Source organism: Caulobacter sp. CCG-8 (assembly GCF_037402475.1).
Classification (GTDB): domain Bacteria; phylum Pseudomonadota; class Alphaproteobacteria; order Caulobacterales; family Caulobacteraceae; genus Caulobacter.
Window position 1 is genome coordinate 1 of record NZ_JBBEUD010000002.1, and the last position, 24489, is coordinate 24489.

Consider the following 24489-nt stretch of genomic DNA (forward strand, 5'->3'; position numbering starts at 1 on the left):
CGAAGGCGACGGCGCCCAGCGGGGCCCCCGCCAGGGTCGCCGCGAGCATCAGCCCGGCCAGCGGTTTAAAGGTCAGTCTCATCGTTGGTATCCCCTTTTCCCCGACGAATTACAGAGCGGCCGGGCCGGTCTCGCCGGTCCGGATGCGAACGGCTTCCTCGACATTGAGGACGAAGATCTTGCCGTCGCCGATCTTGCCCGTGGCGGCGGCGGCCTTGACCGCCTCGACCGCCTTGGCGGCCGACGCGTCGTCGACCACGGCTTCCAGCTTCACTTTCGGCACGAAGTTCACTTGGTATTCCGCGCCGCGATAGATTTCGGTCTGGCCCTTCTGACGGCCGTAGCCCTTGACCTCGGACACGGTCAGGCCTTCGACGCCCGCGGCGACGAGCGCCTCGCGGACCTCGTCGAGCTTGAAGGGTTTGACGATCGCTATGATCAGTTTCATCCGCCTTGCTCCGACCCGCCGACTGCGCGGGTTCCCCTTGAAATTGGCTTTAGAGCGCGTTGCTCGTTCGCACCGCGACGCGGACCCAGCGGTCCTCGTCGTTTCCCCGGCGGGTTTCACGCTATCGGTCGCGCTTCGGACATGACTGTCGCGTGGTCGGGATTTGGCGGTGAAAGGGGCGCGGCGCCTAAAAAGCGTGCATTAGGGACGTTGAGCGCACGGAAACGCGGCGTTTCGCCCTGCGGAGGGCGGGGTGGCCGAGCTTGTCGCGAAGCGCTTACAATCGCCGACCCCGCATCGCGTTTTGGAGTTCCCGCCGCCCATGCCGTCCCTCTGGTTGAAGATCGCGCCCTGGTGCCTGCTGATCGCCTCGAACGTCTTCATGACCTTCGCCTGGTACGGCCATCTGAAGAATCGCTCGACGACGATGCTGGTGGCCATCTTCAGCAGCTGGCTGATCGCCCTGCCGGAATACTTGCTGGCCGTGCCCGCCAACCGGCTGGGCCACCAAGTCTACACGACGGCTCAGCTGAAGACCGGCCAGGAAGCGATCACCCTGATCGTCTTCACGCTGTTCTCGGTGTTCTTCCTGGGCGAGGCGATCAGCTGGAAGGCGCTGGTCGGCTTCGGCTTCATCTTCGTGGGCGTGGCGATCGTGATGTTCTTCAAGTAAAGCGTTCACGAACCCGTGATCCTCGCAACGGACTCAAGCTTTGGACGCTGATTGGGCTGTATTTCCTCAATAAGGATCAGCCCCATGTTTGTGCGTATCGCTACCGCCACCGCCGCCCTGGCGCTGATGTCCGGCGTGGCCATGGCCCAGTCCACCGCCCCCGCCGGCGCGCCGGTGAACCCGGACCCCACCGCCGCCGCCCCGGCCGACCAGACGATGCCGGCCGACCCGACGGCCACCACCACGACGACCACCACCACGACCGAGTCGACCGTCGCTCCGACCGGCGCGGCGACCGACACGGCCGGCCGCGTCTCGTCGATGCCGGCCGAGCAGCAGGCCGGTCTGAAGGCCGGCGACCCGAACGTGGTCTCCAACCAGCCGGTCGCCGACACCCCGGAAAACCGCAAGCTCTACGGCGCGCCGCTGTCGAACGCCGGACGTCACACCGCCGCCAAGGGCAACTAGGCCCTTCAGCGGTCCCAACGAGCTTGAAGCGTCAGTCGGCGGGCCCTATGGTCCGCCGACTTTTTTCTGGCCCTGTTCGGACCCTGATGCCCGCCGCGAAAACCCAAGAAAAACCGAGGTCTTTCCAGGACCTCATCCTGACGCTCCACGACTACTGGAGCGCCCAGGGCTGCGTGATCCTGCAGCCGCACGACGTCGAGGTGGGGGCGGGGACCCTGCACCCGGCCACGGTGCTGCGGGCTCTCGGTCCCAAGCCCTGGAACGCGGCCTACGTCCAGCCCTCGCGCCGTCCGGGCGACGGCCGCTACGGCGAGAACCCCAACCGCCTGCAGCACTATTACCAGTACCAGGTGATCCTGAAGCCGAACCCGCCGAACATGCAGGACCTGTACCTGGGTTCGCTGGAGGCCATCGGCCTGGACCTGCGCACCCACGACATCCGCTTCGTCGAGGACGACTGGGAAAACCCCACCGTCGGCGCCTGGGGCCTGGGCTGGGAAGTCTGGTGCGACGGCATGGAGGTCAGCCAGTACACCTACTTCCAGCAGGTGGGCGGCCTAGACGTCTCGCCGGTGGCGGGCGAGCTGACCTACGGCCTGGAACGCCTGGCCATGTACGTGTTCGGCGTCGACAACGTCTACGACCTGCCGTTCAACGATCCCGACGCGCCGCTGGGCCACCTGACCTATGGCGACGTGTTCCTGGAGAACGAGCGCCAGCAGTCGGAGGCCAACTTCCACGGCTACGACGTGGCCGTGCTCAAGCGCCAGTTCGAGGACATGGAAGAGCAGGTGCCGCTGATGCTGGCCCGCTCGTACCAGGGCAAGTCCCTGGTGCTGCCCGCCTACGACATGGTCCTGAAGGCCAGCCACCTCTTCAACCTGATGAACGCCCGCGGCGCGATCGCCGTCGCCGAGCGCGCCAGCTACATCGGCCGCATCCGCGACCTCTGTAAGCTGTGCGCCAGCGCCTGGGTCGAGCAGCAGGAAGCCGCGTAAAGTCATGCCCCAACTGCTTCTCGAACTGTTCTCCGAAGAAATCCCCGCCCGCATGCAGGCCGGCGCCGCGCGCGACCTGGAGCGGATGGCGCGCGAGCACCTGGCCGCCGCCGGCTTCCTGCCCGAGGCCCTGAAGACCTTCGCCGGCCCGCGCCGCCTGACCCTGGTGGTCGAGGGCCTGCCGATCGCCCAGGCCGACCGCAAGGAAGAGCTGAAGGGCCCGCGCGTCGGCGCGCCGCCCCAGGCCATGGAAGGCTTCCTGCGCAAGGCGGGCCTGACCCAGGACCAACTGGTCGAGCGCGACGGCGTCTGGATGGCCTTCATCGAGAAGACCGGCCGCCCGACCACCGAGATCGTCGCCGAGATGGTGGAAGCGATCATCCGCGGCTTCCCGTGGCCCAAGTCGATGACCTGGGGCACGAGCAAGCTGCGCTGGGTGCGGCCGCTGAAGCGCATCCTCTGCGTCTTCGACCGCGAGGTCGTGCCGTTCGCCATCGAGGGCATCGAGGCCGGCGACATCACCGAAGGCCATCGCTTCATGCGCGTGGGCTTCGGCTGGGGCGGCCAGCCGTTCAAGGCGCGCGACTTCGACGAGTACGCCAAGGGCCTGCTCGAGCACTTCGTGGTGCTGGACGTCGAGGAGCGCAAGGCGCGCATCCTGGAAGGCTGCAAGACCCTGTGCTTCGCGCGGAACCTGGAGCTGGTCGAGGACCTCGGTCTGCTGGAAGAGGTCGCCGGCCTGGCCGAATGGCCGACCCCGGTGCTGGGCGACATGGACCCGGCGTTCCTGGACCTGCCCGGCGAGGTGATCCGCACCTCGATGCGCACCCACCAGAAGTATTTCGCGGTCCGTGATCCGGCGACGGGTGGTCTGGCCCCGCACTTCATCACCATCGCCAACGTCCAGTCGGCCGACGGCGGGGCGGTGATCGCCGCCGGCAACGCCAAGGTGCTGAGCTCGCGTCTGTCCGACGCCAGGTTCTTCTGGGACGAGGACGTCAAGGTCGGCTTCGAGCCGTGGCTGGAGAAGCTGAACGGCGTGACCTTCCACGCCAAGCTCGGGACCATGGCGCAGCGCGTCGAGCGCATCGTCGCCCTGGCCGGCGAGATCGCGCCGCTGGTCGGCGCCGACGTCGCCAAGGCCAAGGAAGCCGCGCGCCTGGCCAAGGCCGACCTGGCCTCGCAGATGGTCGGCGAGTTCCCCGAGCTGCAGGGCCTGATGGGCGGCTACTACGCCCGCGCCGCCGGCCTGGACCCCGAGATCGCCGACGCCATCCGCGACCACTACAAGCCGCAGGGCCCGTCGGACGCCGTGCCGACCGCGCCGCTGAGCGTGGCCGTGGCCCTGGCGGACAAGCTGGACACGCTGGTGGAGTTTTGGGCCATCAACGAGGTCCCCACGGGTTCGAAGGATCCCTACGCGCTTCGCCGGGCAACGCTTGGGGTAGCGCGGCCTGTCCTGGAAAATAATGTACGCCTCCCGCTGCGCGACCTGCTCGCAAAGCACGCGCGTTTCGTTTTCGACCATGGAGTTGATGCGTCCTTTTGGGACGCTCATGCGAAGCTGGCGGCGGGGCGCACCGAAGGACATGAGATCGTTTACGAGCGTCCGGTTGAGTCAGCAGAAGTTTCACTTTCGGGACATCTATTGGCGTTTTTCGCCAACCGGTTGGCAGTAATGCTTCGTGACCAGGGCAAGCGCCACGATCTCGTCGACGCCGTGTTCGCGCTCGGCGACGACGACCTGGTGCGCATCGTCGCCCGGGTCGAGGCGCTGGACGGGTTCCTCAAGACCGACGACGGCAAGAACCTGCTGGCCGGCTACAAGCGCGCGTCCAACATCCTCAAGGCCGAGGAGAAGAAGGGCTGGAAGGGCGAGGGCGAGGCGGAACTCCTGCCCAACGCCTCCGAACCCGAAGTAGCCCTGCACGATGCCCTGCGGCTGGTTCGCCAGCCGCTGGCCGACGCCCTGAAGGCCGAGGACTTCACCGCCGCCATGCAGGAGCTGGCCGGGCTGCGCGGTCCGGTCGACGCCTTCCTGGACGGCGTGTTCGTCAATTCGGACGTCGCCGCCGAGCGCGACAGTCGCCTGAAGACCCTGGCCGCCGTCCGCGACGCCATGGGCCAGGTGGCCGATTTCTCGCTGATCGGCGGCTAGGGGACGAAGACCTCGCTGGTGTCCATCCGCACGCTGCGGATGGCCCGGCAGGCGTCGTCGGAGGCCCGATGGACCTCGGGCACGAAGCTCAGCAGCAGCGAGCGCCGCCGCGCGCCCGAGCGGTTGAGCGTCGCCCCGTGCAGCAGGTCGGCGTCGAACACCAGGATGTCGCCCGCCTCGCCCGACAGGGTGAGGGACAGGGTCTCGTCCGGCTCGCCCTGGTCGAGGGGACGGGGGACCACCCGAGTGGCCCCGTTGTCCGGCGTGTAGGCGTCGAGGAAGACCAAGGCCGAGACGACCTTCCGGCCCGCGCCGTCTCGGTGCAGGACCTGGTGGCCCTGGCCCGGCAACGGCTCGCGGCCTTCGACCTGGCTGAGGAAGAACGGGCCGTCCAGCATCCGCGCCGCGGCGCCCAGCAGGGGCGGCAGGCGGCAGGTCGCCTGCACCACGGGGTCCAGGTCGAGCAAGGCGTGGCGCCAGCCCGCGCCGCGCGCCACGGCCCACTGCTCCGGCGGTCCCACTCCGGCGTCGAAGGCGGCGCGCAGGCTCTCGCGCCAGGCCTGGGGCACGGCGCCGCGCAGCAGCAGATAGCCGTCGCGGTCGAGGGCGGCGGCTTGCGCCGCCTCCAGCGGGGCGACCTTGGTGGGCGTGACGAGATCGGTCATGGGCGCTCGAAGCCTAGCCTTGGCGCCCGCTCCGCGCCAGCCGCGCGCCGTCGCCCGCCTAGGCGTCCGCCTTCGTCCGCAGTCCCGCCAAGGTCGCCACCAGGCCTTCGGGGTCGATCGGCTTGGGCTGGACGCCGTCGAAACCCAGCGCCTTCAGCGACCGGACGCTGGCGGTCATGACGTCCGCCGTCAGGGCCACCACCGGGACGGCCGGGTCGCCGGCCTCGCCGGCGCGGATCGCCGCCAGGGCGGCTGGGCCGTCCATGCGCGGCATGTGGATGTCCATCAGCACCGCGTCGAAACGCTGGAACCGCAGGCGGGCCAGGGCGTCGAAGCCGTCCTCGGCCGTGGTCACCGCGCAGCCGAAGGCCTCCAGCAGGGTCTGGGCGACGATGCGGTTGGTGGCGTTGTCGTCGACGATCAGCACCCGGCAGCCGGTCAGGTCGAGGCTCGCCGTCGTATCGGCGGGCTTCGGCGCCGGTTCGCAGCGCGGCAGGCGCAGGTCGACGGTGAAGGTCGAGCCCAGCCCCTTGCGGCTGTCCACGGCGATGTCGCCGCCCATCATCCGCGCCAGACGACGGCAGATAGCCAGGCCCAGGCCCGAGCCGCCGAAGCGCCGGGCCACCGAGGCGTCGGCTTGAGCGAAGGCGTCGAACAGGCGGGCCTGGTCCGCGGCCGACATGCCCGCGCCGGTGTCGGAGACGGCGATCTTCAGCCTGGCCACGCCGTCGGCGTCGTCGGCCACGCGCACCGCCAGCTGGACCTCGCCGGCCTCGGTGAACTTCAGGGCGTTGGACAGCAGGTTCATCATGATCTGGCGCAGCCGGGTCGGGTCGCCCAGCAGCCAGGTCGGAGCGGCCGGCTCCAGGACGCAGGTCAGCAGCAGACCCTTGGCCTCGGCGGCCTGGCTCCAGTGTTCGCCGACCTGCTCGACCTCGGCGGCCAGATCGAACGGCAGGCTTTCCAAGTCCAGCTTGCCGGCCTCCACCTTGGACAGGTCGAGAATGTCGTTGAGCAGGGTCAGCAGGCCCTCGCCCGAGCGGCGCAGGATGCGCACCTGCTGGGTCTGGCGCGACGACAGCCGCTCCAGCTCCAGGGCGCGCGCCATGCCCAGCACCCCGGTCATCGGCGTGCGCAGCTCGTGGCTCATCAGGGCCAGGAACGAGGACTTGGCCTGGTTGGCGGCGACGGCCTCGGCGCGCGAGGTCTCCAGCAGCTCGGCCTGCCGGCGGTTGGCCAGGGTGGCGCGCAGGCTGTAGACGGCCGAGATCGCCGCCCCCAGGGCGACGAAGGCCTGCTCCTGTCCCTTGAAGCCCGCGAAGAAGCCGCACAGGACCACCAGCAGAAGGGCCGGTCCGCCGCCCATCATGATGAACATCGGCTTGGAGCGCGAGGCGAAGGCCTGGCCGTGGATCATCTGGGCGATCAGCAGCAGGATCGCCGCCACGCGCATGGCCGGGCCGCCCAGGAACCATAGCCCCAGCACGTAGGTCCACCAGACGAGGTTGGTCCACGCCACCGCCAGGAAATAGAGCAGCCGTTGGCGGGCGGTGGGACGCTGGCCCCGTCGCTGGGGCGTGGCGGTGATCCAGGTGGAGACCTCGGCGATCACCATCGCGGCGGTCCAGGGCAGGGTGACCGCCCAGCCGAGATTGACGCCGGCCATGACCACGCAGAAGGCCGAGCCCAGCAGGCGAAGTCCCAGGGTCGGCAGCGAGGTGACCGTGACGGTGTCCATGCCGTCGTCCAGCCATTTCGACCCGTACGCCACGCGTTCGCCCTCCCGCAATCGAGCGAACGTGTTCAGTCACGCCTGGGACGTCAGGTCAAATTAAATTGCGAAACAGTCGCACCTAAGTCGGGTCCCGGACTCAGGACCCCAGCGCGAATCCCGGATAGCCCTCGGCCGCGACCTTGTCGCAGTGGATCTTATAGCCTTCGCCGACATAGGGCATGAACATCCGGGGCTTCCCCGGGATGTTGGCGCCCATGTACCAGGAGGCCGCGCGGGGGAAGAGGGTCTTGTCGGCCTCGTCGTTGACGTGGGCGACCCAATCCTCCTGGGCGTCAGCGGTCGCCTCCAGGGTCGCGGCGTTGGTGCTCCGCACGTGGGCTATGGCGTCCATGATCCAGTCCACGTGCTGCTCACAGGCGGTCAGGACGTTGGTCAGCACCGACGGGCTGCCCGGGCCGGTGACGGTGAACAGGTTGGGGAAGCCGGCCACGGCCAGGCCCAGATAGGTCTTGGGACCCTCGGCCCAGGCCTCGGCCAGCGGGCGGCCGTCGCGTCCGCGGATGTCCATCCGCAGCAGGGCCCCGGTCATGGCGTCGAAGCCCAGGGCGCTGACGATCACGTCGACGGCGTATTCCCGCTGGCTGGTGCGCACGCCCGTCGGGGTGATGGCCTCGATCGGCGTCTCGCGCAGGTCGACCAGTTCGACATTGTCGCGGTTGAAGGTCTCGTAATAGCCGGTGTCGACGCAGGCGCGCTTGGTCATGATCGGGAAGTCGCGCGGGGTCAGCTTCTCGGCCAGGGCCGGGTCCTTGACGGTCTCGGCGATCCGGGCCCGCACGAAGTCGCCGGCGGCCTGGTTACACCGCTCGTCGCGGACGATGTTGGGGATCTGCACGGCCGAGATCAGGCCCCAGCCGTTCCAAAGCTGGGCGACCAGGGCGTTCAGCTCCTCGTCGGAGGGCACGTAGTCGGCCGGCGGGATGGGCAGGGGCGGCTGGCCGCTGCGCAGCAGCTCGACATACATCGGGAAATTGGCCCGGAAGCCGGCCACTTCCTCGTCGGTCAGCGGAGCGTTCAGGGCCGGCAGGCTGTAGTTGGGCGTGCGCTGGAAGACGTAGACTTGGTCGGCCTGCTCGGCGATCAGGGGCGTGGACTGCACCGCCGACGAACCGGTGCCGAGCACCGCCACCCGCTTGCCGGTGAAGTCGACGGGCTCGTGCGGCCACAGGCCGGTGACCAGGGTCCTGCCCTGGAAGGTCTCGGCGCCGGGCAGGTCCAGGCCGCGCGGGGCCGACAGGCAGCCGGTGGCCATCACGCAGAACCGGGCGGTGATCTGGTCGCCTTTGTCGGTGGTCACCCGCCAGAGCTTGGCGTCCTCGTCGAAGATCGCCGAGACCACGCGGGTTTCGAACAGGAAGGACGGGCGCAGGTCGAAGCGGTCGGCTACGTGCCGGGCGTAGGCCAGGATCTCGGGCTGGGTGGCGTACTTCTCGGTCCACCGCCATTCGGCCTGGAGGTCGTCCGAGAAGGTGTAGGAATAGAGCAGGCTGGGAATGTCGCAGCGGGCGCCGGGATAGCGGTTCCACCACCAGGTGCCGCCCACGTCGCCGGCGGCCTCGATGCCCTGGACCGAAAGGCCGGCCTGACGCAGCCGGTGGACCATGTAGAGCCCGCCGAAGCCGGCCCCGACGACCACGGCGTCCAGCGGCGCGTGGGCGGGAGTGCGGACGGCTTCGCGAGCGGCCGCGCTCGCGGTCGTTACTGACGCCATGGTTTCCTCCCCGGTTCTTGTTTCCGCCCCTGAGGGCGACCGGTGGAGTGGAGGCTACGGAACTGCCCTAGGGGCAGTCCATCCCTGTCTACCCGCCGACCACGCGCAGAGCGGGGCGCTCGACCCACGCGCGCTGAAGCGGCACGTCGAAATGGAAGGTCGAGCCGCGGCCCGGGACGCTCTCGACGCCGATCACGCCGCCCATCAGAGCGACCAGGTCGTGGCAGATCGCCAGCCCCAGGCCCGAGCCCTCGTGGGCGCGGGTCAAGGAGCCGTCGACCTGGGAGAAGATCTTGAACAGCCTGGGGCGGTGCTCCGGCGCGATGCCCGGACCGGTGTCGCGGACCTCGAACCGCAGCCCGGTCTCGGTGGGCGACACGACGATCCGCACCGAGCCCTGGCGGGTGAACTTCACGGCGTTGGCGACCAGGTTGCCCAGCACCTGACGCAGGCGGATCGGGTCGCCGATCCAGGTCCCTTCGCAGCCGGGGGCCAGGTCGAACGACAGGGCTATGGCCTTGTTGGCCGCGGCGCCGGAGAACAGGGCGCAGGTCGCCTCGACCAGGGCGGCCGGCTCGAACGGTTCGGCGCGCAGCCGGACCCCGCCGCCTTCCAGCCGCGCCATGTCGAGGATGTCGTTGAGCAGGGTCAGCAGCGCCTCGCCCGAATGCCGGATCACGTCCAGGCGGTGGCGCTGGCGCTCGGGCAACTGGTCGGCCTGCATGACCTGGGTCATGCCCAGCACGCCGTTCAGCGGGGTGCGGATCTCGTGGCTCATATTGGCCAGGAACTGGGTCTTGGCGGCGTTGGCGGCCTCGGCCTCTTCCTTGGCCGCGATCATGGCCCGCTGGCTGGCGGCCAGCTTGTTCAGGGCGTCGGCGACGCGCAGCAGCAGCACGACCGCCGCGGCGGCCAGGATGACGAAGCCCAGGGCCAGCCAGGGCGCTCCGGCCTTCAGCAGCGACATGCCCGGATCGCGCGCCGGCCAGGTCAGGGACCCGACCGGGCGGCCGGAAATGTCGATCAGCGGCACGCTGGACACGCTGGGAGCGGTCGCGGCGCTCAGGGTCAGGCCCTCGATGCCCAGGTCGTTCTGCAGGCCGCGCGTGTAGCCGGCGCCGACCCGGCGCGCGGTGACAACCACGGCGGGCGGGATGTCCTGGGTGAGCTGGGCCATGCGAGGCGTCTCGGCGATCGCGTCGGCGGCCACGACCAGGTAGATCTCGTCGCCGGAACGGACCAGGCCGCCTTTCGAGGTCGAGCCTTCGAGGCTGAAGCGCTTGGCCGCGTGGGCGGCGCCGGCCTTGGCGGCGACCCCGGCGATCAGCGGCGCCGCGTCGTGGGGCAGGGCGCCCAGGGCCGTCGCCGACACCCGCGCGCCGGCCAGCGAGCCGTAGATCACTTGGCCGTCGCGGACGATGAAGGTCAGGTCGTGCCCGAAGTACTGGTGGTAGTACTCGGCGAAATTGACGTCGGCCCAGGTTCGGTCGACGGGCGGCCCCATGGCCTGGGCGGCGTCGTCCCAGACGGTCGCCGAGGTCAGGTCGCGGGCCATGCGGTTGAGGTCGCGCTGGATCGTGCGCTGGACCAGCTCGTGCTCGTCCTGGCTTTCCATGTGGTCCAGCGAGCGGGCGGCGAACAGCATCAGGACCAGGCTGCCCACCACGGAAACGGCGACCAGAATGATGCTGGCTCCGACGATCCAGTGGATCGACCGCAACCCGCGCGTCAGGGAAGGGGGATTGAGCCACGCCATGCCTCCGGCATAGCTGATTTTCCGCGCCATGGGCGGCGTACGCGGCTCTTGGCCGCAGCGACCGTTTAGCCCGCCATCCGCAGGGATTCGCGCTCGCCGCCGATCTTGAAGCGCCCGACCAGCGAGACCAGCTGGGCCGTCTCGCCCTTCAGCGAATGGGTCGCGGCGGTGGCCTGTTCGACCATGGCGGCGTTCTGCTGGACCACCTGGTCCATGTGGTTGACGGCGGTGTTGACCTCGGCCAGGCCCGAGGCCTGTTCCTGGCTGGACGAGCTGATCTGGCGCACCAGGTCGTCGATGGCGGCCACGCGGCCGACGATGCGGCCCAGGGCCTCGCCGGTCTGGCCGACCAGGTCCACGCCGGTCTCGACCTGCTGGGTGGAGGTCGAGATCAGGGTCTTGATCTCCTTGGCCGCCTCGGCCGAGCGCTGGGCCAGGGCCCGCACTTCCTGGGCGACGACGGCGAAGCCGCGGCCGGCGTCGCCGGCCCTCGCGGCTTCGACGCCCGCGTTCAGAGCCAGCAGGTTGGTCTGGAAGGCGATCTCGTCGATGACGCCGATGATCTGGGTGATCTGGCGCGAGGAATCCTCGATGGCGCCCATGGCCGCGACGGCCTGGCCGACCACCTGGCCCGAGCGCTCGGCGTCGGTGCGGGCCGAGGCGACCTCGGTGGTGGCGCGGGTGGCGCCGTCGGCGGTCTGGCGCACGGTGGCGGCGATCTCGTCGAGGGCCGCGGCGGTCTCTTCCAGGCTGGCGGCCTGCTGCTCGGTGCGGCGCGACAGGTCGTTGGAGGCCTGGGCGATCTCCTGGGTGCCCGAACCGATCTGCGAGGCGACGCCCGAGATCGTGCGGATGGCGTTCTCCAGGCCCTCGGCGGCGGCGTTGAAGTCGTTCTTCAGCGCGATGTAGTCGCTGGCCACCTGGGCGGCGATGCGGGTCGAGAGGTCGCCGCCGGCCAGGCTGGACAGGCCCTTGGCCATGACGTCGACGACGGCCTTCTGCTCGCGGCCGGCCAGCTCGAAGGCGGCCTCCATGTCGCGCAGCTTGCGGTCCAGCTCCTGCTGGAAGCCGGCGGCCTCGGCCTCCAGGCGGGCGCGCTCGATGCCCGACTGGCGGAACACCTCGACGCTCTTGGCCATTTCGCCGATCTCGTCGGCGCGGCCGGAACCCGAGACGGTGATGTCGTTCTGGCCGGCCGCCAGGCGGCGCATGTCGTTGGCCAGGTTCAGCACCGGCCGTACGATGGCGGCGCGCGAGATCACGATCAGGATGCCGGCGAAGATCATCCCGGCCACCACGGCGGCGGTCATCAGGATCTCGGAGAACCGGGCCACGGCATTGGCGCGGACGGCGGCGGCGTTCGAGGCCGCCTCGATCTTGTCGGAAGCCTGGCTCATCGCGCCTTCCAGCGTCGAGAACTGCTTCATGAAGCCCGGCATGGCGGCGATGGCCTGGGTCCGGTCGGTCGCGGCCAGGTCGACCATCTGGCCGGCCGACTTGATGTAGGTGTCGAGCGGGGCCTTGAGCTCGGCCAGGGCGGCGCGGCTGGCTGGGTCGGTGGCCAGGGCGTCGTTGTCGGCGATCGCCTTGCGGAAGTTGGCGACGTGGGCGGTCAGGTCCTTGCGGGTCTCGGCGATGTCGACGCCCGAACCGGTGTCGTCCGACAGCTGGCTCGACAGGACGTCGGCGCGCAGGGCGTCGTGCATCATGTCGGCTTCCATGTGGTTGCGCAGCACGGCCGCCGAGACGTTGGCGTCGCGCAGGGCGGCGTCCAGACGCGTGGTGGACCACAGGCCCGCGCCGGCGCTGGCGGTGCACAGCACCATGACGGCCGCGCCCGCGCCCATGACCTTGTGGTTGATCGTCCGAAGCATTGCCGACCCCTGCGTCGTATCCAAGTGCGAACATGTTCCGCCAGTGGGGTTAACGGCGTCTTCGCCATTCGCGTCAGTCGTGTTAAATCGTCGAACTGAGACAAAAAGCCGCGCCTCCAGAACTTTAAGGGGTGCTTCAGGGCCTCTGGGTACTTGTCCTCGTGTTCACGGGGCAGAACCATGACTTCGATCCATTCAATCTGTTCATGCGCGGCATTCGCAATTGGCGTGGCCGCGAGCTCGGCCGCCTTGGCCCAGACCGAGGCCGGGCAAGGCGCCTGGACCCATGAGGTCACCTATACGGCGGACGTCGCCGGGACGGTGCGCGGCGGAACGGCCCACGCCGGCCGGGCCCTGGACAATCTCGACGTGATCGTCGACGGCGACCTGGAGAAGCTGATCGGCTGGCGCGGCGCGACGGTGCACGGCTACCTGCTCAACAACAGCGGCGGCGCGCCCAACGACCTGGCCGGCACGCTGCAGGGGATCGACAACATCGAAGTCGCCCGGCCGCGCGCGCGGCTCTACGAGCTGTGGGTCCAGTCCAAGTTCGCCGGCGACCACGGTTCGGTGCTGGCCGGCCTCTACGACCTCAACAGCGAGTTCTATTCGACCGAGGCTTCGGGCCTGCTGCTGGCGCCGCCGTTCGGCATCGGTTCGGAGTTCGCCTCGACCGGACCCAACGGCCCGTCGATCTTCCCCTCAACGGCCCTGGCCGTCCGCGCCAGGATCGAAGGCGGCAAGGGCGCCTATCTCCAGGCCGCCGCGCTCAACGCCCATGCCGGCACGGTCGGCGATCCGGACGGCCCGTCGACCAGCTTCGACAACGGCGCCCTGATCATCGCCGAGGCCGGGTTCGGCGACAGCTGGCGGCTGGCGGCCGGCGGGTGGTTCTACACCGAACGCCAGGCCGACCTGCGCGCGCTGGACGTCAACGGCGATTCGGCGCTGAGCAAGGCGCGCGGCGGCTACGTCCTGGCTGAATATCCGTTCGTCGACGGCGGCGAGAGCGGACGATCCGTGCGCGGCTTCGCGCGTCTGGGCTTCTCGGACGGCGACACCACGCCGTTCAGTTCGGGCTGGCAGGCCGGCGTGCTGGTCGAGCGGGTCTTCGCTTCCCGTCCCGACAGCGCCTTCTCGATCGGGATGGAGCAGGGCCGGCTGTCGTCCAAGCAACGCGCCAACACCTTGGACGCCGGGATGACGCCCGCCGACGCCGAATCCAGCGTCGAGATCACCTATTCGGACAAGGTCTCGCCCCGGGTGGCCCTGCAGCCCGACTTGCAGATCATCCGCCGCGCCGGCGGGGATCGGGACGCCGAACCCGTGGTCGTGGCCGCACTGCGGTTGACCATCAACCTGTTCTAGAAAGACCCGCGCCCGCCAGCTTAAGCATGGCGAGGCGCGACGCGTTCGGCGCCGCCCAAGACTCGGGACGGTGTTCGATCGCGCCGGTATTCGCGCAAATCTCGAACAGGACAACGTTGTCATTGGAAGAATTTGCCGAAATTTCGGTTTAGACTGCGAACGGAAAACCGTCGGTGGACGGGTTCTTTGACAAGGTGCTACTGAACGCCCGGATATTGCAGTGCGGGATGGGCGTTAACGCTCATTGTCCCAGGCCAGGACGGTTCCAAAAGAGAGCCGCCGGCTTTTCACTATCGCAGGGTGAACAAGAAATGCCGGTTGATACGCTGACGAAGACGCAGTGGGTCTATTCGTTCGGGGGAGGCGGCGCCGACGGCGACGCCAAGATGAAGAATCTGCTGGGGGGGAAGGGGGCCAATCTCGCCGAGATGTCGTCCCTGGGCCTGCCGGTCCCGCCAGGCTTCACGGTGACCACCGAGGCCTGCGTCCATTACTACGCCAATGGCAAGCAGTACCCGACCGAGCTGGCCGACCAGGTCAAGGCCGGCCTGGCCAAGGTCGAAACCCTGACCGGCAAGACGTTCGGCGACGTGGCCAACCCGCTGCTGGTCTCGGTGCGCTCGGGCGCCCGGGCCTCGATGCCGGGCATGATGGACACGGTGCTGAACCTGGGCCTGAACGACGAGACGGTCGAGGGCCTGGCCAAGCTCTCGGGCGACCGCCGCTTCGCCTATGACAGCTATCGCCGCTTCATCCAGATGTACTCGAACGTCGTGCTCGACCTGGAGCACCACATGTTCGAGGAGATCCTCGACGACCACAAGGACCGCCTGGACGTCACCGTCGACACGGCCCTGACGGCCGACGACTGGGCCGCGGTCATCAAGGACTACAAGGCCGCGGTGCGCGACGCCCTGGGCAAGCCCTTCCCGCAGGACGCCCAGGAGCAGCTGTGGGGCGCGATCGGCGCGGTGTTCGCCAGCTGGATGAACGACCGGGCCAAGTTCTATCGCCGCATGCACGACATCCCCGAGGCCTGGGGCACCGCCGTCAACATCCAGTCGATGGTGTTCGGCAACATGGGCGAGACCTCGGCCACGGGCGTCGCCTTCACCCGCAACCCCTCGAACGGCGACGGCCGTCTGTACGGCGAATTCCTGATCAACGCCCAGGGCGAGGACGTGGTGGCCGGCATCCGCACGCCTCAGTCCCTGACCAAGGCGGCCCGCGAGGAGATGGGCGACACCGCCCCCTCGATGGAAGAGGCCATGCCGGAGGTGTTCGGCCAGTTCAAGACCGTGGTCGAGACGCTGGAGCGCCACTACCGCGACATGCAGGACATCGAGTTCACGGTCGAGCAGGGCAAGCTCTACATGCTGCAGACCCGCAGCGGTAAGCGCACGGCCAAGGCCGCCCTGAAGATCGCCGTGGACATGGCCGCCGAAGGGGTGATCACCCGCGAGGAGGCCATCGGCCGCGTCGAGCCGGCCTCGCTGGACCAGTTGCTGCACCCGACCATCGATCCCACCGCCCACCGCGAGCTGATCGCCAAGGGTCTGCCGGCCTCGCCCGGCGCGGCCACCGGCAAGATCGTGTTCGACAGCGAGGCGGCCGAGAAAGCCGCCGCCGGCGGCGAAGCCGTGATCCTGGTGCGCGAGGAAACCAGCCCTGAGGACATCCACGGCATGCACGCCGCGCGGGGCATCATCACCGCCCGGGGTGGCATGACCAGCCACGCCGCCGTCGTGGCGCGCGGCATGGGCCGGGCCTGCGTCAGCGGCGCCGGCGACGTGGCGATCTTCCCCAAGGAAGGCCTGTTCCGGGTGCGCGGCCGCGACTTCAAGGCGGGCGAGACCATCACCATCGACGGTTCGACCGGCGAGATCCTCAACGGCGCGCCGAAGATGATCGAGCCCGAGCTGACCGGCGACTTCGCCACCCTGATGGGCTGGGCCGACCAAGTCCGCCGCCTGAAGGTCCGCGCCAACGCCGAGACCCCGCTGGACGCCCAGACCGCCCGCGGCTTCGGCGCCGAGGGCATCGGCCTGTGCCGCACCGAGCACATGTTCTTCGACGACACCCGGATCGCCGCCGTGCGCGAGATGATCCTGGCCGACGACGAGGCCGGCCGCCGCGCCGCCCTGGCCAAGATCGCGCCCTTCCAGAAGGCCGACTTCGTCGAGCTGTTCACGATCATGGAAGGCCTGCCGGTCACCATCCGCCTGCTCGACCCGCCGCTGCACGAATTCCTGCCGCATACGGAAGAAGACGTGAAGGCGGTGGCCGACGCCACGGGCCTGGACGCCGCCAAGCTGCTGCGCCGGGCCAAGGAGCTGCACGAGACCAACCCGATGCTGGGCCATCGCGGCTGCCGCCTGGGCGTGTCGTATCCTGAAATCTACGAGATGCAGGTGCGGGCCATCGTCGAGGCGGCCTGCGACATCGCCAAGTCGGGCAAGGCCGCGCCCGTGCCCGAGATCATGCACCCGCTGGTCACCAAGGGCGAGGAGATGAAGTACCTGCGCGACCTGACCGACCGCACCGCCAAGGCGGTGCTGGAAGAGCAGGGCGTCGATCTTCAGTACACGGTCGGAACCATGGTCGAGCTGCCGCGCGCCGCCCTGCGGGCCGCGGACCTGGCGGCCAACGCCGAGTTCTTCAGCTTCGGCACCAACGACCTGACCCAGACCACCTTCGGCATCAGCCGCGACGACGCCGGCAAGTTCCTGGGCGCCTACATCGAGAAGGGCATCTTCGACAAGGATCCCTTCGTCAGCCTCGACCAGGACGGCGTCGGCGACCTGATCCGCATCGCCGCCGAGCGCGGCCGCGCGGCGCGTCCCGGAATCAAGCTGGGCATCTGCGGCGAGCACGGCGGCGACCCCGCCTCGATCGACTTCTGCGAGCGGGTCGGCCTGGACTACGTGTCCTGCTCGCCCTACCGCGTGCCGATCGCCCGCCTGGCCGCCGCCCAGGCGGCCCTGGCCAACAAGGGCTGAGGCCTTTCCATCGCCGGGCGGTCCGATCCCGCCCGGCGATGACAGCCTAGGGACGCTGGACAGCGGGCCGGTCGGCGCCTATCCGGGTATCGAGGATATTCGGGGGGGAAGCATGGCCTATCTGCGCTGGCGGCGGTTCGTGGAAATGGTCTCGCTCGACCGGCCGTGGGTCGGCGAGCTGTTCATGCGCAAGCGCCACAAGCCCATCGTCGCGGCCCCGGTCGAGAAGTGGGACCGCGAGTACCGCGACGGCGTCTACGATCGCCTGGCCCGCTCGGACCAGCGTCACCACCATCGCCTGCTGGCCGCCATGATCGCCGACCGCTGGCCCAATCCCCGTATCCTGGAGATCGGCGCCGGCGAGGGCGTGCTGTTCGAGGCTTTCCGCGCCCATGCGCCGGCCCGCTATGTCGGCGTCGACTTCTCCGCCCCCGCCGTCGAGAAGGGTCTGGAGCGCCTGTCGGCCGAGCGCGCAGCGGGGCAGGTCGAGCTGCTGCTGGGCGACGGTCGCACCTTCCGCAGCGACGAGGCCTTCGACGTGGTCGTGTTTTCCGAATGCATCGAGCACCTGGGCGAGGTCGAGGACCTGGTCGCCCACTACGCCCCCAACCTGAAGCCCGACGGCGGGGTGGGCCTGACCATGTGGCTGGCGCTCAAGCCCCTGCGGCTGTGGCACCGGCTCAAGCGGTTGGGCCGGGTGCTGGACGAGGCGGCGGTCAACACGCCCTGGGGCGGCGGCTGGCTGGTGGCGGTGGTGCGTCCGGTCCGGGCGACCGCGACGGCGCTGATGATGACCCTGGCCGGCCTGGCGAGCGTGGTCCCCACCGACGCCTTCGCCGCCCCGGCCCTGGACCTGCCGCTCTCCGTCGACCTGGCGCGGGCCGCCGTCGACGCCTGCGCGGCCAAGGGCGCGGCGGTCAGCGCCGCCGTGGTCGACGACAAGGGCAATCCGCTGGTCGTGCTGCGCTCGCCCGCCAGCCCCAAGCCGCCCGTCGCCGCGCCGCGCAAGGCGGCCACGGCCGTCCAGTTCGACGCCCCCGGCAGCGTGATGGAGCCGCGCGAGAAGACCGATCCGGCCTTCGCCGCCCTGATCAAGGCCGAGCCCGAGCGCCTGAACCCGCACGCCGGCTCCCTGCCGCTGCACATGGGCGGCCAGCTGGTGGGCGGCTTGGCGGTGGCCGACACGAGCCACGAGACCGCCGACGCCTGCGCCCGCGAGGCCCTGGCCAGGTTCGCCGGCAAGGTGAACTGAGCCCATGGGCGTGGTGAAGGACATGTGGCGCGTCGGCTTGGTCCGCGCGCCGATGGCCGATCTGCTGAAGCCGGGCGCCCTGGCCGAGCACCCGGTGACCTGGATCCCCGATCCCGGTCCCTTGCGCTTCCTCGCCGATCCGATGGGCGTCTGGCGCGACGGACGGCTCTACGTGTTCGCCGAGATCTACGACTACCGCGACCGGGTGGGCGCCATCGAGGTGCTGACCTTCGACGCGGACCTGCAGTTGCTGAGCCGCGAGCCCGCGCTGAAGGAGCCCTGGCACCTGTCGTACCCCTTCATCATCGAGGAGGGCGGCGAGACCTACATGCTGCCGGAAGCGCACAAGTCGGGGCGGTTGACCCTGTACCGCGCCGAGGCGTTCCCGGCGAAATGGACGCCCGTCGGGACGATCGACCTGGACCAGGTCGCCATCGACGCCACTCCGGTGTTCCACGACGGCCAATGGTGGCTGTTCTACACCCCCGCCACGACCAAGGCCGAGAAGGTCAGCGCCCTGCACGTGGCCTGGGCCGACCGGATCACCGGTCCCTGGACGCCGCATCCGGGCAATCCCGTGCGCTTCGACCCTTCCAGTTCGCGGCCGGGCGGCACGCCCATCGTCGTCGACGGCGCGATCGTGCTGCCGATGCAGGACTGTCGCCGGACCTATGGCGGCGCGATCCGGGCGCTGCGGGTCACGACCCTGACGCCGGACCGGTTCGAGGCCGAGGCCGACGCGCCGATCACCCCGCCGCCCGCTTTCGGCAAGCTGACCGACGGGCTGCACACCCTGTCGGCCGCCGGGCCCGTCACGCTGATCGACGCCAAGCGCTTCGAAGTCTCGCCGCGCTCGCTGGCGCTGGACGTCCGATGGGAATGGGCAAAGCGCGCCCGGAGAAGGGCGCGAACCGCTTGACCGTCGCCGGGCCGGCGCGCTTGGCGACCACGGCGTCGAACACGTCGAGATAGGCTTCGGCGATCGGTCCCAGCCGATAGGCGTCGACCGCGCGGGCCAGGACGCGGGGATCGGGGGCGGGGGTTTCCAGCACCGCGCGCAGGCTCTCGGCCAGCGCGAAAGCGTCGCCGATCGGCGCCACGCGGCCGTTATGGCTGTCGCCCAGCAGTTCGCGGGCCGCCGGGGTGCAGTCGGTGCTGACCACCGGCCGTCCCGCGCCCAGGGCCTCGACGATGACCGCCGCATAGCCCTCGTACCAGGAGGTCAGCAGGAAGGTGCGGGCCAGCTCCAGCCAGGGGCGGATGTCGGGCACGTAGCCGGGCATGTGCACCTGGCCGGCGACGCCCAGCTCAAGCGCCAGGGCCTCGAGTTCGGCGCGGCGCTCGCCTTCGCCGACGATGACCAGGCGGGCGTCGGGATCGTCCAGCAGGGCGAAGGCGCGCAGGGCGACGTCGAAACCCTTTTCCCTGACCAGCCGGCCCGCCGCCAGGATCAGCTTGCCCTCGGCCGGCGGGACGAAGGCGTGGTCGTCGTCGTCGAGGGCCGGCAGGCGGATGCACTGGGTGACGCGGCGACCCAGGGCGCGGTTGGCGTCGTCGGTCATGCTGTCGGACAGCGAGATGGCCCGGTCGATGCGACGCAGCTGGAAGCGGGTCTTCAGATTGTAGGGGATCTGGGCCAGGGCGTTGCGGCCGTGGCGGTAGAGCGGGGTGCCGATCTGGGCGATCACGCCGGGGCGCTGATCGGCGGGCAGGGCGTCGACGCCGGGCAGGACCGGCCAGTGATAGTTGCCGGGCACGAACAGGATGTCGGGCTGGCGCTGGGCGACGAACGCCGCCGTGGCCTTGCCCAGGGCCTTGCGCGAACCCCGGCCGCGCGGAATCGGCGGGTCGGCCTCGACCACCTCGACCTCGGCGCCGATCAGGTCGGCCAGGGGGCCCTGGCGCGAACCGCAGAACAGCGTGACCCGCCGTCCCAGCGCCGCCCAGCGGTTGGCCAGCCGCACCGCGATCCGTTCCGAACCGCCCAACGGCAGGTCATGCAGCACGATCGCGATCGTGCGCGCGTTGTCGCCCATATCCGAGAGGTCCCCCGACCTGCGGCGCAACACGCGCCGTATGGGCTAGACGTCGCCGAGGCGGGGGAACCGGAAGGATTTGTTGCGGGAGGGAAACAAATCGGAATCCGGCGGTGAGGCGGATCAGCCGGCCTTTTCGCTCCACAGGTCCAGGTCGTCCTCGCGGCCGATGAGGGCCAGGCCCGAGGCGATGGACTCGAACTCGCCGCCGCTCTCGATCTTTGCGGCCCCGAAGCGGCGCAGGAAGATCTCGCGGACGGCCGGGACGAACGAGCTGCCGCCGGTCAGGAACACGCGGTCGACGCCGTCCGCGCCCAGGCCGGAACGCTCCAGCGCTTGGTCGACGGCCGTCTCGATGGCCTTCAGCTCCGGGGCGATCCAGCCCTCGAAGTCGGTGCGCTTGACGTCCTTCTCGATCAGCACCGAGCCGGCCTCGAAGCGGAACCTGGCCTCGTCCTGGCTGGACAGCGCCTCCTTCAGCGCCGAGACCGAGCGGTAGAGGGCGTAGCCGTGATTGTCGTCCAGCACCTCGATCAGGCGGGCGATCTTCTCCGGCTCCACGGCCGTGCGCTCCAGCGCGCGGATGTCGCGCATGTCCTTGGAGGCGCGCAGCAGGGCCAGCTGATCCCAGCGGGCGAAGGCGGTGTAGTAGCGCTGCGGGATCGGCAGGCGGTTGTCGAACGCCTTGTAGAGGCTGCCCTTGCCCAGCTCCGGCGAGACCAGCTGGTCGATGATCCGGTAGTCGAACGCGTCGCCGGCCACGCCGACGCCCGAGCGCGCCAGGGCGGTGGAGCGCAGCTTGCCGCCTTCACGCTCGAACCGCACGATCGAGAAGTCGCTGGTGCCGCCGCCGAAGTCGGCGACCAGCACGGTGGCGTCGTGCTTCAGCTGGCGGGCGAAGAAGAACGCCGCCCCGACCGGCTCGTAGGCGTAGCGGATGTCGGTGAAGCCCAGGCGCTTGAAGCCGGCCTCGTAGCGCGCCAGGGCCAGGGCCTCGTCGGGATTGCCGCCGGCGAAGGTCACCGGGCGGCCGACGATCACCCGCGCGGGCAGGTTCTCCATGGCCGCGCCGCCGTGGCCCTGCAGCTTCAGCAGGAAGTCCGACAGCAGGTCCTCGAACAGGTAGCGCTTGTTGAGGATCTTGGTCTCGGTGAAGGCGGCGCTGGCGGCGAAGGTCTTGAACGACTGGATGAAGCGGGTCTCCAGCGGGTCTTCGACATAGGCCTCGATCGCCCACGGCCCCGCCTCGGTCACCAGGGTGTTGGGACGCCCGCCCGCGCCCATCAGGGCGTGGAAGCTGAGCGCCGAACGGAAGGCGAAGATGTCGCCGCCGGCCGTCGGGAACTTCACCAGCGTGGCCGGGCCGTCGCCATGGGTCATCGAGACCACGGTGTTGGTCGTGCCGAAATCGATGCCGATCGTCGCTTGAGGGGACGTCATGGGAAAGCCTGGGCGGGTGGAGGGCAGGGTTCCTAACCCTCCAGGCGCTGGCGTCAAGCGCGGGAGGGCGGTTTCGACGGCAAGGCCTTGGCGACCCGTGTCCCATGGCTAAGGTCTAGGCATGCATCGCAGACGATTCCTCGCCGCCGCGGCCGTCGCCGCCCTCGCTCCCTCCCTGGCCCGCGCGGTGACGCCGGACGGGACCTTCATGGTCGACAGCCGCGTGCTGGGCGGCCAGCGCCGGGTCAATATCGCCCTGCCGCCCGGTTACGCCGGGTCGAAGCGGAAGTACCCGGTGCTCTACCTGCTGGACGGCGGCACGGTTCAGGAGGACTTCCCCAAGATCACCGACTTCGTCGCCCAGATGATCGCCGCCGGGACGCTGGCGCCGATGATCGTGGTCGGGATCGAAGGCGTCGACCGCAAGCACGACCTGACCCACCCGGCGACCTTCGCCGACGACCTCAAGCTGTTGCCGCAGTCCGGCGGCTCCGCGGCGTATCGCCGCTTCCTGGTCGACGAGCTGCAGCCGTGGGTGAAGGCCCGCTATCGCCTCAACGGACAGAAGGGGTTGATCGGCGAGTCCCTGGCGGGCCTGTTCGTGGTCGAGACCTTCCTGCGCGAGCCCCAGGCCTTCGACGCCTATCTGGCCGCCAGCCCCAGCCTGTGGTGGGACGACCAGAGCCTGTCGCGCGAGGCCTCCGCCTTGCTGGCCAAGGGGAAGTTCAGCGGACGTCGCCTCTACCTGTCGATCGGCGACGAGGGCACGACCATGCAGGCGGGCGTCGACCGGGTCGTGGCGGCGCTGAAAGCCAAGCCGCCCAAGGATTTGCTGTGGCGCTACGACCCCATGCCCAAGGAACATCATTCCACGATCTACGACCCGTCCGCGAAGGCCGGGCTGCCCTGGCTGTTTCCCTCGCGTTAACCCGTCTTTCACGCGGTCGGGCAAAGACTTCCCGTAAAGATGACTGGGCCGCGTGTGTTCTTGCGCTCAGGCCTGACGGGGGAAGCCATGGGTCTCGACGACCTCAAGATCTCGACCAAGGTTCTGCTGCCCGCCGCCGTCCTGGCCGTCGCCGTTCTCGGCTGCACGGGCATGGGCGTCTGGCAGCAGAAGAGCCTGCAGGACGCCACGCGCATCCTGGTCGAGCATCGCTCGCCGGCCGAGGTGCAGTCGGCCCGTTTCAGCCGTCGCCTGAGCATGATGGGCCACGCCGCCCACCGCGTGGTCACCTATGAGGGGACGTCGGAAGCCGCCCAATCGGCCTCCAAGGAACTCGACAAGGTCTATGCCGAGGGCAAGGACAGTCTGGACAAGATGGTTAAGGCCGACCCGGCCATCGCCCCGGTCGCCGACGGCTTCCGCCAGCGCATCGATGCCCTCTACGCCGACGGCCGCGCCGCCGCCGACCTGGGCTTGGCCAATGATGACACCGGTGCCATCGCGCGCCTGTCCGCCCTCGATCCGGCCATCGAAAGTCTGTCCAAGGACGCCAAGGCCTGGGGCGACGGCTATCACGTCGAGACCGACGCCCTGGTGGCGACCGCCAACAAGAAGGCCAACCAGGGCGCGCTGACGACCATGGTGCTGGGTCTGGTCGCCGCCCTGGGCGGCATGGGCCTGGCCCTGTGGATCGGTTCGCGCAAGATCTCGCGGCCGCTGGCCTCGCTGTCGCGCAGCATGACCACCCTGGCCCAGGGCGAGGTCGATGTCGAAGTGGCCGGCGCCGGCCGCAAGGACGAGGTCGGGCTGATGGCCCGCGCGGTCCAGGTGTTCAAGGACAACGCCGTGGCCCTGCGGACCTCCGAGGCCGAGCAGCAGCGGATCAGCGCCGCCAGCGAGGACGAGCGTCGCCGCAACGAGGCGGCCAGCCAGGGCGCGGCCGACGACCAGGCTTTCGTCATGGAGCGCATCGCCGCCGGTCTGGCGCGCCTGTCGCGCGGCGACCTGACCGTCCGCGTGGTCGATCAATTCCCCGAGGGCTACGGCCAGCTGCGCACCGACTTCAACGGCGCCATGGAGCACCTGGACCAGGCCATGGGCCAGATCCTCACGGCGGTCGGCGGCATCGGCCGCAGCTCCGACGAGATCACCGCCGCCGCCGACAACACCGCCCGCCGCAGCGAGCAACAGGCCGCCAGCCTGGAAGAGACCGCCGCGGCTCTCGACGAGATCACCGCCACCGTGCGCCGCGCCTCGCAGGGCGCGAACGACGCCGCCCGCGTGGTCGGCTCGACCCGCGAGGACGCCGAGCGTTCGGGCGACGTCGTGCGCGACGCCGTCGCGGCCATGAACGGCATCGAGCAGTCCTCGCAGCAGATCGGCCAGATCATCGGGGTGATCGACGAAATCGCCTTCCAGACCAACCTGCTGGCCCTGAACGCCGGCGTCGAAGCCGCCCGGGCCGGCGACGCGGGCCGCGGCTTCGCGGTCGTCGCCCAGGAAGTGCGGGCCCTGGCCCAGCGCTCGGCCGAGGCGGCCAAGGAGATCAAGACCCTGATCTCGACCTCGGCCGGCCAGGTCGGCCAGGGCGTCAAGCTGGTCGGCCAGACCGGCGAGGCCCTGGAAGGCATCGTGTTCAAAGTGGGCGAGATCGACGCCCTGGTGAAGGAACTGGCCGCTTCGGCCGGCGAGCAGGCCACCAGCCTGCACGAGGTCAATTCGGCCGTGAACCAGATGGACCAGGGCGTGCAGCAGAACGCCGCCATGATCGAGCAGGCCACCGCCGTCAGCCACGCGCTGAAGACCGAGATCGGTGGGCTGGTGCAGATGATGAGCCGCTTCCAGGTCAGCGGCGGTTCCGCTTCGGCCCAGCCGATGCGGCGCGCGGGCTAGGCGATGACC

General features: G+C 69.7%; 18 protein-coding genes. 10 read left to right on the plus strand and 8 right to left on the minus strand.

Features of this window, described 5'->3' with window-relative positions:
- Positions 1 to 109: 109 nt before the first annotated feature.
- Positions 110 to 448, minus strand: a complete 339-nt coding sequence (locus WAE60_RS01525) for a P-II family nitrogen regulator (RefSeq protein WP_007665036.1) — start codon at positions 446 to 448, stop codon at positions 110 to 112.
- A gap of 322 nt (positions 449 to 770) precedes the next feature.
- On the opposite strand from WAE60_RS01525, the gene WAE60_RS01530 reads away from it, so the two are divergent.
- The 4 genes from WAE60_RS01530 to glyS all read left to right on the plus strand — a co-directional run bounded on the left by WAE60_RS01530 (position 771) and on the right by glyS (position 4745).
- Entirely contained in the window at positions 771 to 1121 is a 351-nt protein-coding gene (locus WAE60_RS01530) for a DMT family protein (protein WP_029913207.1), read from the plus strand.
- Between the two features lie 84 nt (positions 1122 to 1205).
- Positions 1206 to 1589, plus strand: coding sequence for a hypothetical protein (locus WAE60_RS01535; protein WP_337684564.1), 384 nt, complete (start codon positions 1206 to 1208; stop codon positions 1587 to 1589).
- A gap of 86 nt (positions 1590 to 1675) precedes the next feature.
- Positions 1676 to 2587, plus strand: coding sequence for a glycine--tRNA ligase subunit alpha (locus tag WAE60_RS01540; protein ID WP_029913212.1), 912 nt, complete (start codon positions 1676 to 1678; stop codon positions 2585 to 2587).
- A 4-nt stretch (positions 2588 to 2591) separates the two neighbouring features.
- The gene (glyS, locus tag WAE60_RS01545; RefSeq protein WP_337684568.1) at positions 2592 to 4745 is read left to right on the plus strand and encodes a glycine--tRNA ligase subunit beta; all 2154 of its coding nucleotides are present in this window, start codon (positions 2592 to 2594) and stop codon (positions 4743 to 4745) included.
- Here glyS and WAE60_RS01550 read toward each other — a convergent pair.
- From WAE60_RS01550 to WAE60_RS01570, 5 genes are all read right to left on the minus strand, one after another.
- Positions 4742 to 5410 (minus strand): phytanoyl-CoA dioxygenase family protein, encoded by a 669-nt coding sequence (locus tag WAE60_RS01550; protein ID WP_337684570.1) that lies wholly within the window; start codon positions 5408 to 5410, stop codon positions 4742 to 4744. The genes glyS and WAE60_RS01550 overlap by 4 nt on opposite strands.
- A gap of 58 nt (positions 5411 to 5468) precedes the next feature.
- Entirely contained in the window at positions 5469 to 7181 is a 1713-nt protein-coding gene (locus WAE60_RS01555; RefSeq protein ID WP_337684571.1) for an ATP-binding protein, read from the minus strand.
- A 100-nt stretch (positions 7182 to 7281) separates the two neighbouring features.
- Positions 7282 to 8916: an NAD(P)/FAD-dependent oxidoreductase gene (locus WAE60_RS01560; protein WP_337684573.1), complete on the minus strand. Its 1635-nt coding sequence runs from the start codon at positions 8914 to 8916 to the stop codon at positions 7282 to 7284.
- A gap of 88 nt (positions 8917 to 9004) precedes the next feature.
- Complete coding sequence (locus tag WAE60_RS01565; protein ID WP_337684575.1) at positions 9005 to 10702, minus strand: ATP-binding protein; 1698 nt, start codon at positions 10700 to 10702, stop codon at positions 9005 to 9007.
- 35 nt (positions 10703 to 10737) lie between these two features.
- The gene (locus WAE60_RS01570; protein WP_337684576.1) at positions 10738 to 12546 is read right to left on the minus strand and encodes a HAMP domain-containing methyl-accepting chemotaxis protein; all 1809 of its coding nucleotides are present in this window, start codon (positions 12544 to 12546) and stop codon (positions 10738 to 10740) included.
- A gap of 228 nt (positions 12547 to 12774) precedes the next feature.
- On the opposite strand from WAE60_RS01570, the gene WAE60_RS01575 reads away from it, so the two are divergent.
- The 4 genes from WAE60_RS01575 to WAE60_RS01590 all read left to right on the plus strand — a co-directional run bounded on the left by WAE60_RS01575 (position 12775) and on the right by WAE60_RS01590 (position 19084).
- The gene (locus WAE60_RS01575) at positions 12775 to 13914 is read left to right on the plus strand and encodes a carbohydrate porin (RefSeq protein WP_337684577.1); all 1140 of its coding nucleotides are present in this window, start codon (positions 12775 to 12777) and stop codon (positions 13912 to 13914) included.
- A gap of 311 nt (positions 13915 to 14225) precedes the next feature.
- A complete protein-coding gene (gene ppdK / locus WAE60_RS01580) occupies positions 14226 to 16913 on the plus strand; it encodes a pyruvate, phosphate dikinase (RefSeq protein WP_337684578.1) in 2688 nt (895 codons plus the stop codon).
- A 112-nt stretch (positions 16914 to 17025) separates the two neighbouring features.
- Complete coding sequence (locus WAE60_RS01585) at positions 17026 to 18165, plus strand: heme-binding protein (protein ID WP_337684579.1); 1140 nt, start codon at positions 17026 to 17028, stop codon at positions 18163 to 18165.
- Positions 18166 to 18169: 4 nt separating this feature from the next.
- Positions 18170 to 19084: a hypothetical protein gene (locus WAE60_RS01590; RefSeq protein WP_337684580.1), complete on the plus strand. Its 915-nt coding sequence runs from the start codon at positions 18170 to 18172 to the stop codon at positions 19082 to 19084.
- On the opposite strand, the gene WAE60_RS01595 is transcribed toward WAE60_RS01590, so the two are convergent.
- Together WAE60_RS01595 and WAE60_RS01600 are read right to left on the minus strand one after the other, a co-directional pair.
- Complete coding sequence (locus WAE60_RS01595; protein WP_337684581.1) at positions 18978 to 20201, minus strand: glycosyltransferase; 1224 nt, start codon at positions 20199 to 20201, stop codon at positions 18978 to 18980. The genes WAE60_RS01590 and WAE60_RS01595 overlap by 107 nt on opposite strands.
- 123 nt (positions 20202 to 20324) lie before the next feature.
- On the minus strand, positions 20325 to 21641 hold the full coding sequence (locus tag WAE60_RS01600) for an Hsp70 family protein (protein WP_337684584.1): 1317 nt from the start codon (positions 21639 to 21641) through the stop codon (positions 20325 to 20327).
- Between the two features lie 121 nt (positions 21642 to 21762).
- Here WAE60_RS01600 and WAE60_RS01605 point away from each other — a divergent pair, with 121 nt between their 5' ends.
- Together WAE60_RS01605 and WAE60_RS01610 are read left to right on the plus strand one after the other, a co-directional pair.
- A complete protein-coding gene (locus WAE60_RS01605; RefSeq protein WP_337684585.1) occupies positions 21763 to 22569 on the plus strand; it encodes an alpha/beta hydrolase-fold protein in 807 nt (268 codons plus the stop codon).
- 87 nt (positions 22570 to 22656) lie between these two features.
- Positions 22657 to 24480 carry a methyl-accepting chemotaxis protein gene (locus WAE60_RS01610; protein ID WP_337684586.1) on the plus strand — a complete coding sequence of 608 codons (1824 nt, stop codon included), beginning with the start codon at positions 22657 to 22659 and terminating at the stop codon, positions 24478 to 24480.
- The last annotated feature ends 9 nt before the right edge of the window (positions 24481 to 24489 follow it).

Coding starts and splice junctions, on each gene's coding strand:
- WAE60_RS01525 (WP_007665036.1), bottom strand. CDS start 448: ATGAAACTGATCATAGCGATCGTCAAACCCTTCAAGCTCGACGAGGTC.
- WAE60_RS01530 (WP_029913207.1), top strand. CDS start 771: ATGCCGTCCCTCTGGTTGAAGATCGCGCCCTGGTGCCTGCTGATCGCC.
- WAE60_RS01535 (WP_337684564.1), top strand. CDS start 1,206: ATGTTTGTGCGTATCGCTACCGCCACCGCCGCCCTGGCGCTGATGTCC.
- WAE60_RS01540 (WP_029913212.1), top strand. CDS start 1,676: ATGCCCGCCGCGAAAACCCAAGAAAAACCGAGGTCTTTCCAGGACCTC.
- glyS (WP_337684568.1), top strand. CDS start 2,592: ATGCCCCAACTGCTTCTCGAACTGTTCTCCGAAGAAATCCCCGCCCGC.
- WAE60_RS01550 (WP_337684570.1), bottom strand. CDS start 5,410: ATGACCGATCTCGTCACGCCCACCAAGGTCGCCCCGCTGGAGGCGGCG.
- WAE60_RS01560 (WP_337684573.1), bottom strand. CDS start 8,916: ATGGCGTCAGTAACGACCGCGAGCGCGGCCGCTCGCGAAGCCGTCCGC.
- WAE60_RS01565 (WP_337684575.1), bottom strand. CDS start 10,702: ATGGCGCGGAAAATCAGCTATGCCGGAGGCATGGCGTGGCTCAATCCC.
- WAE60_RS01570 (WP_337684576.1), bottom strand. CDS start 12,546: ATGCTTCGGACGATCAACCACAAGGTCATGGGCGCGGGCGCGGCCGTC.
- ppdK (WP_337684578.1), top strand. CDS start 14,226: ATGCCGGTTGATACGCTGACGAAGACGCAGTGGGTCTATTCGTTCGGG.
- WAE60_RS01585 (WP_337684579.1), top strand. CDS start 17,026: ATGGCCTATCTGCGCTGGCGGCGGTTCGTGGAAATGGTCTCGCTCGAC.
- WAE60_RS01590 (WP_337684580.1), top strand. CDS start 18,170: ATGGGCGTGGTGAAGGACATGTGGCGCGTCGGCTTGGTCCGCGCGCCG.
- WAE60_RS01595 (WP_337684581.1), bottom strand. CDS start 20,201: ATGGGCGACAACGCGCGCACGATCGCGATCGTGCTGCATGACCTGCCG.
- WAE60_RS01600 (WP_337684584.1), bottom strand. CDS start 21,641: ATGACGTCCCCTCAAGCGACGATCGGCATCGATTTCGGCACGACCAAC.
- WAE60_RS01605 (WP_337684585.1), top strand. CDS start 21,763: ATGCATCGCAGACGATTCCTCGCCGCCGCGGCCGTCGCCGCCCTCGCT.
- WAE60_RS01610 (WP_337684586.1), top strand. CDS start 22,657: ATGGGTCTCGACGACCTCAAGATCTCGACCAAGGTTCTGCTGCCCGCC.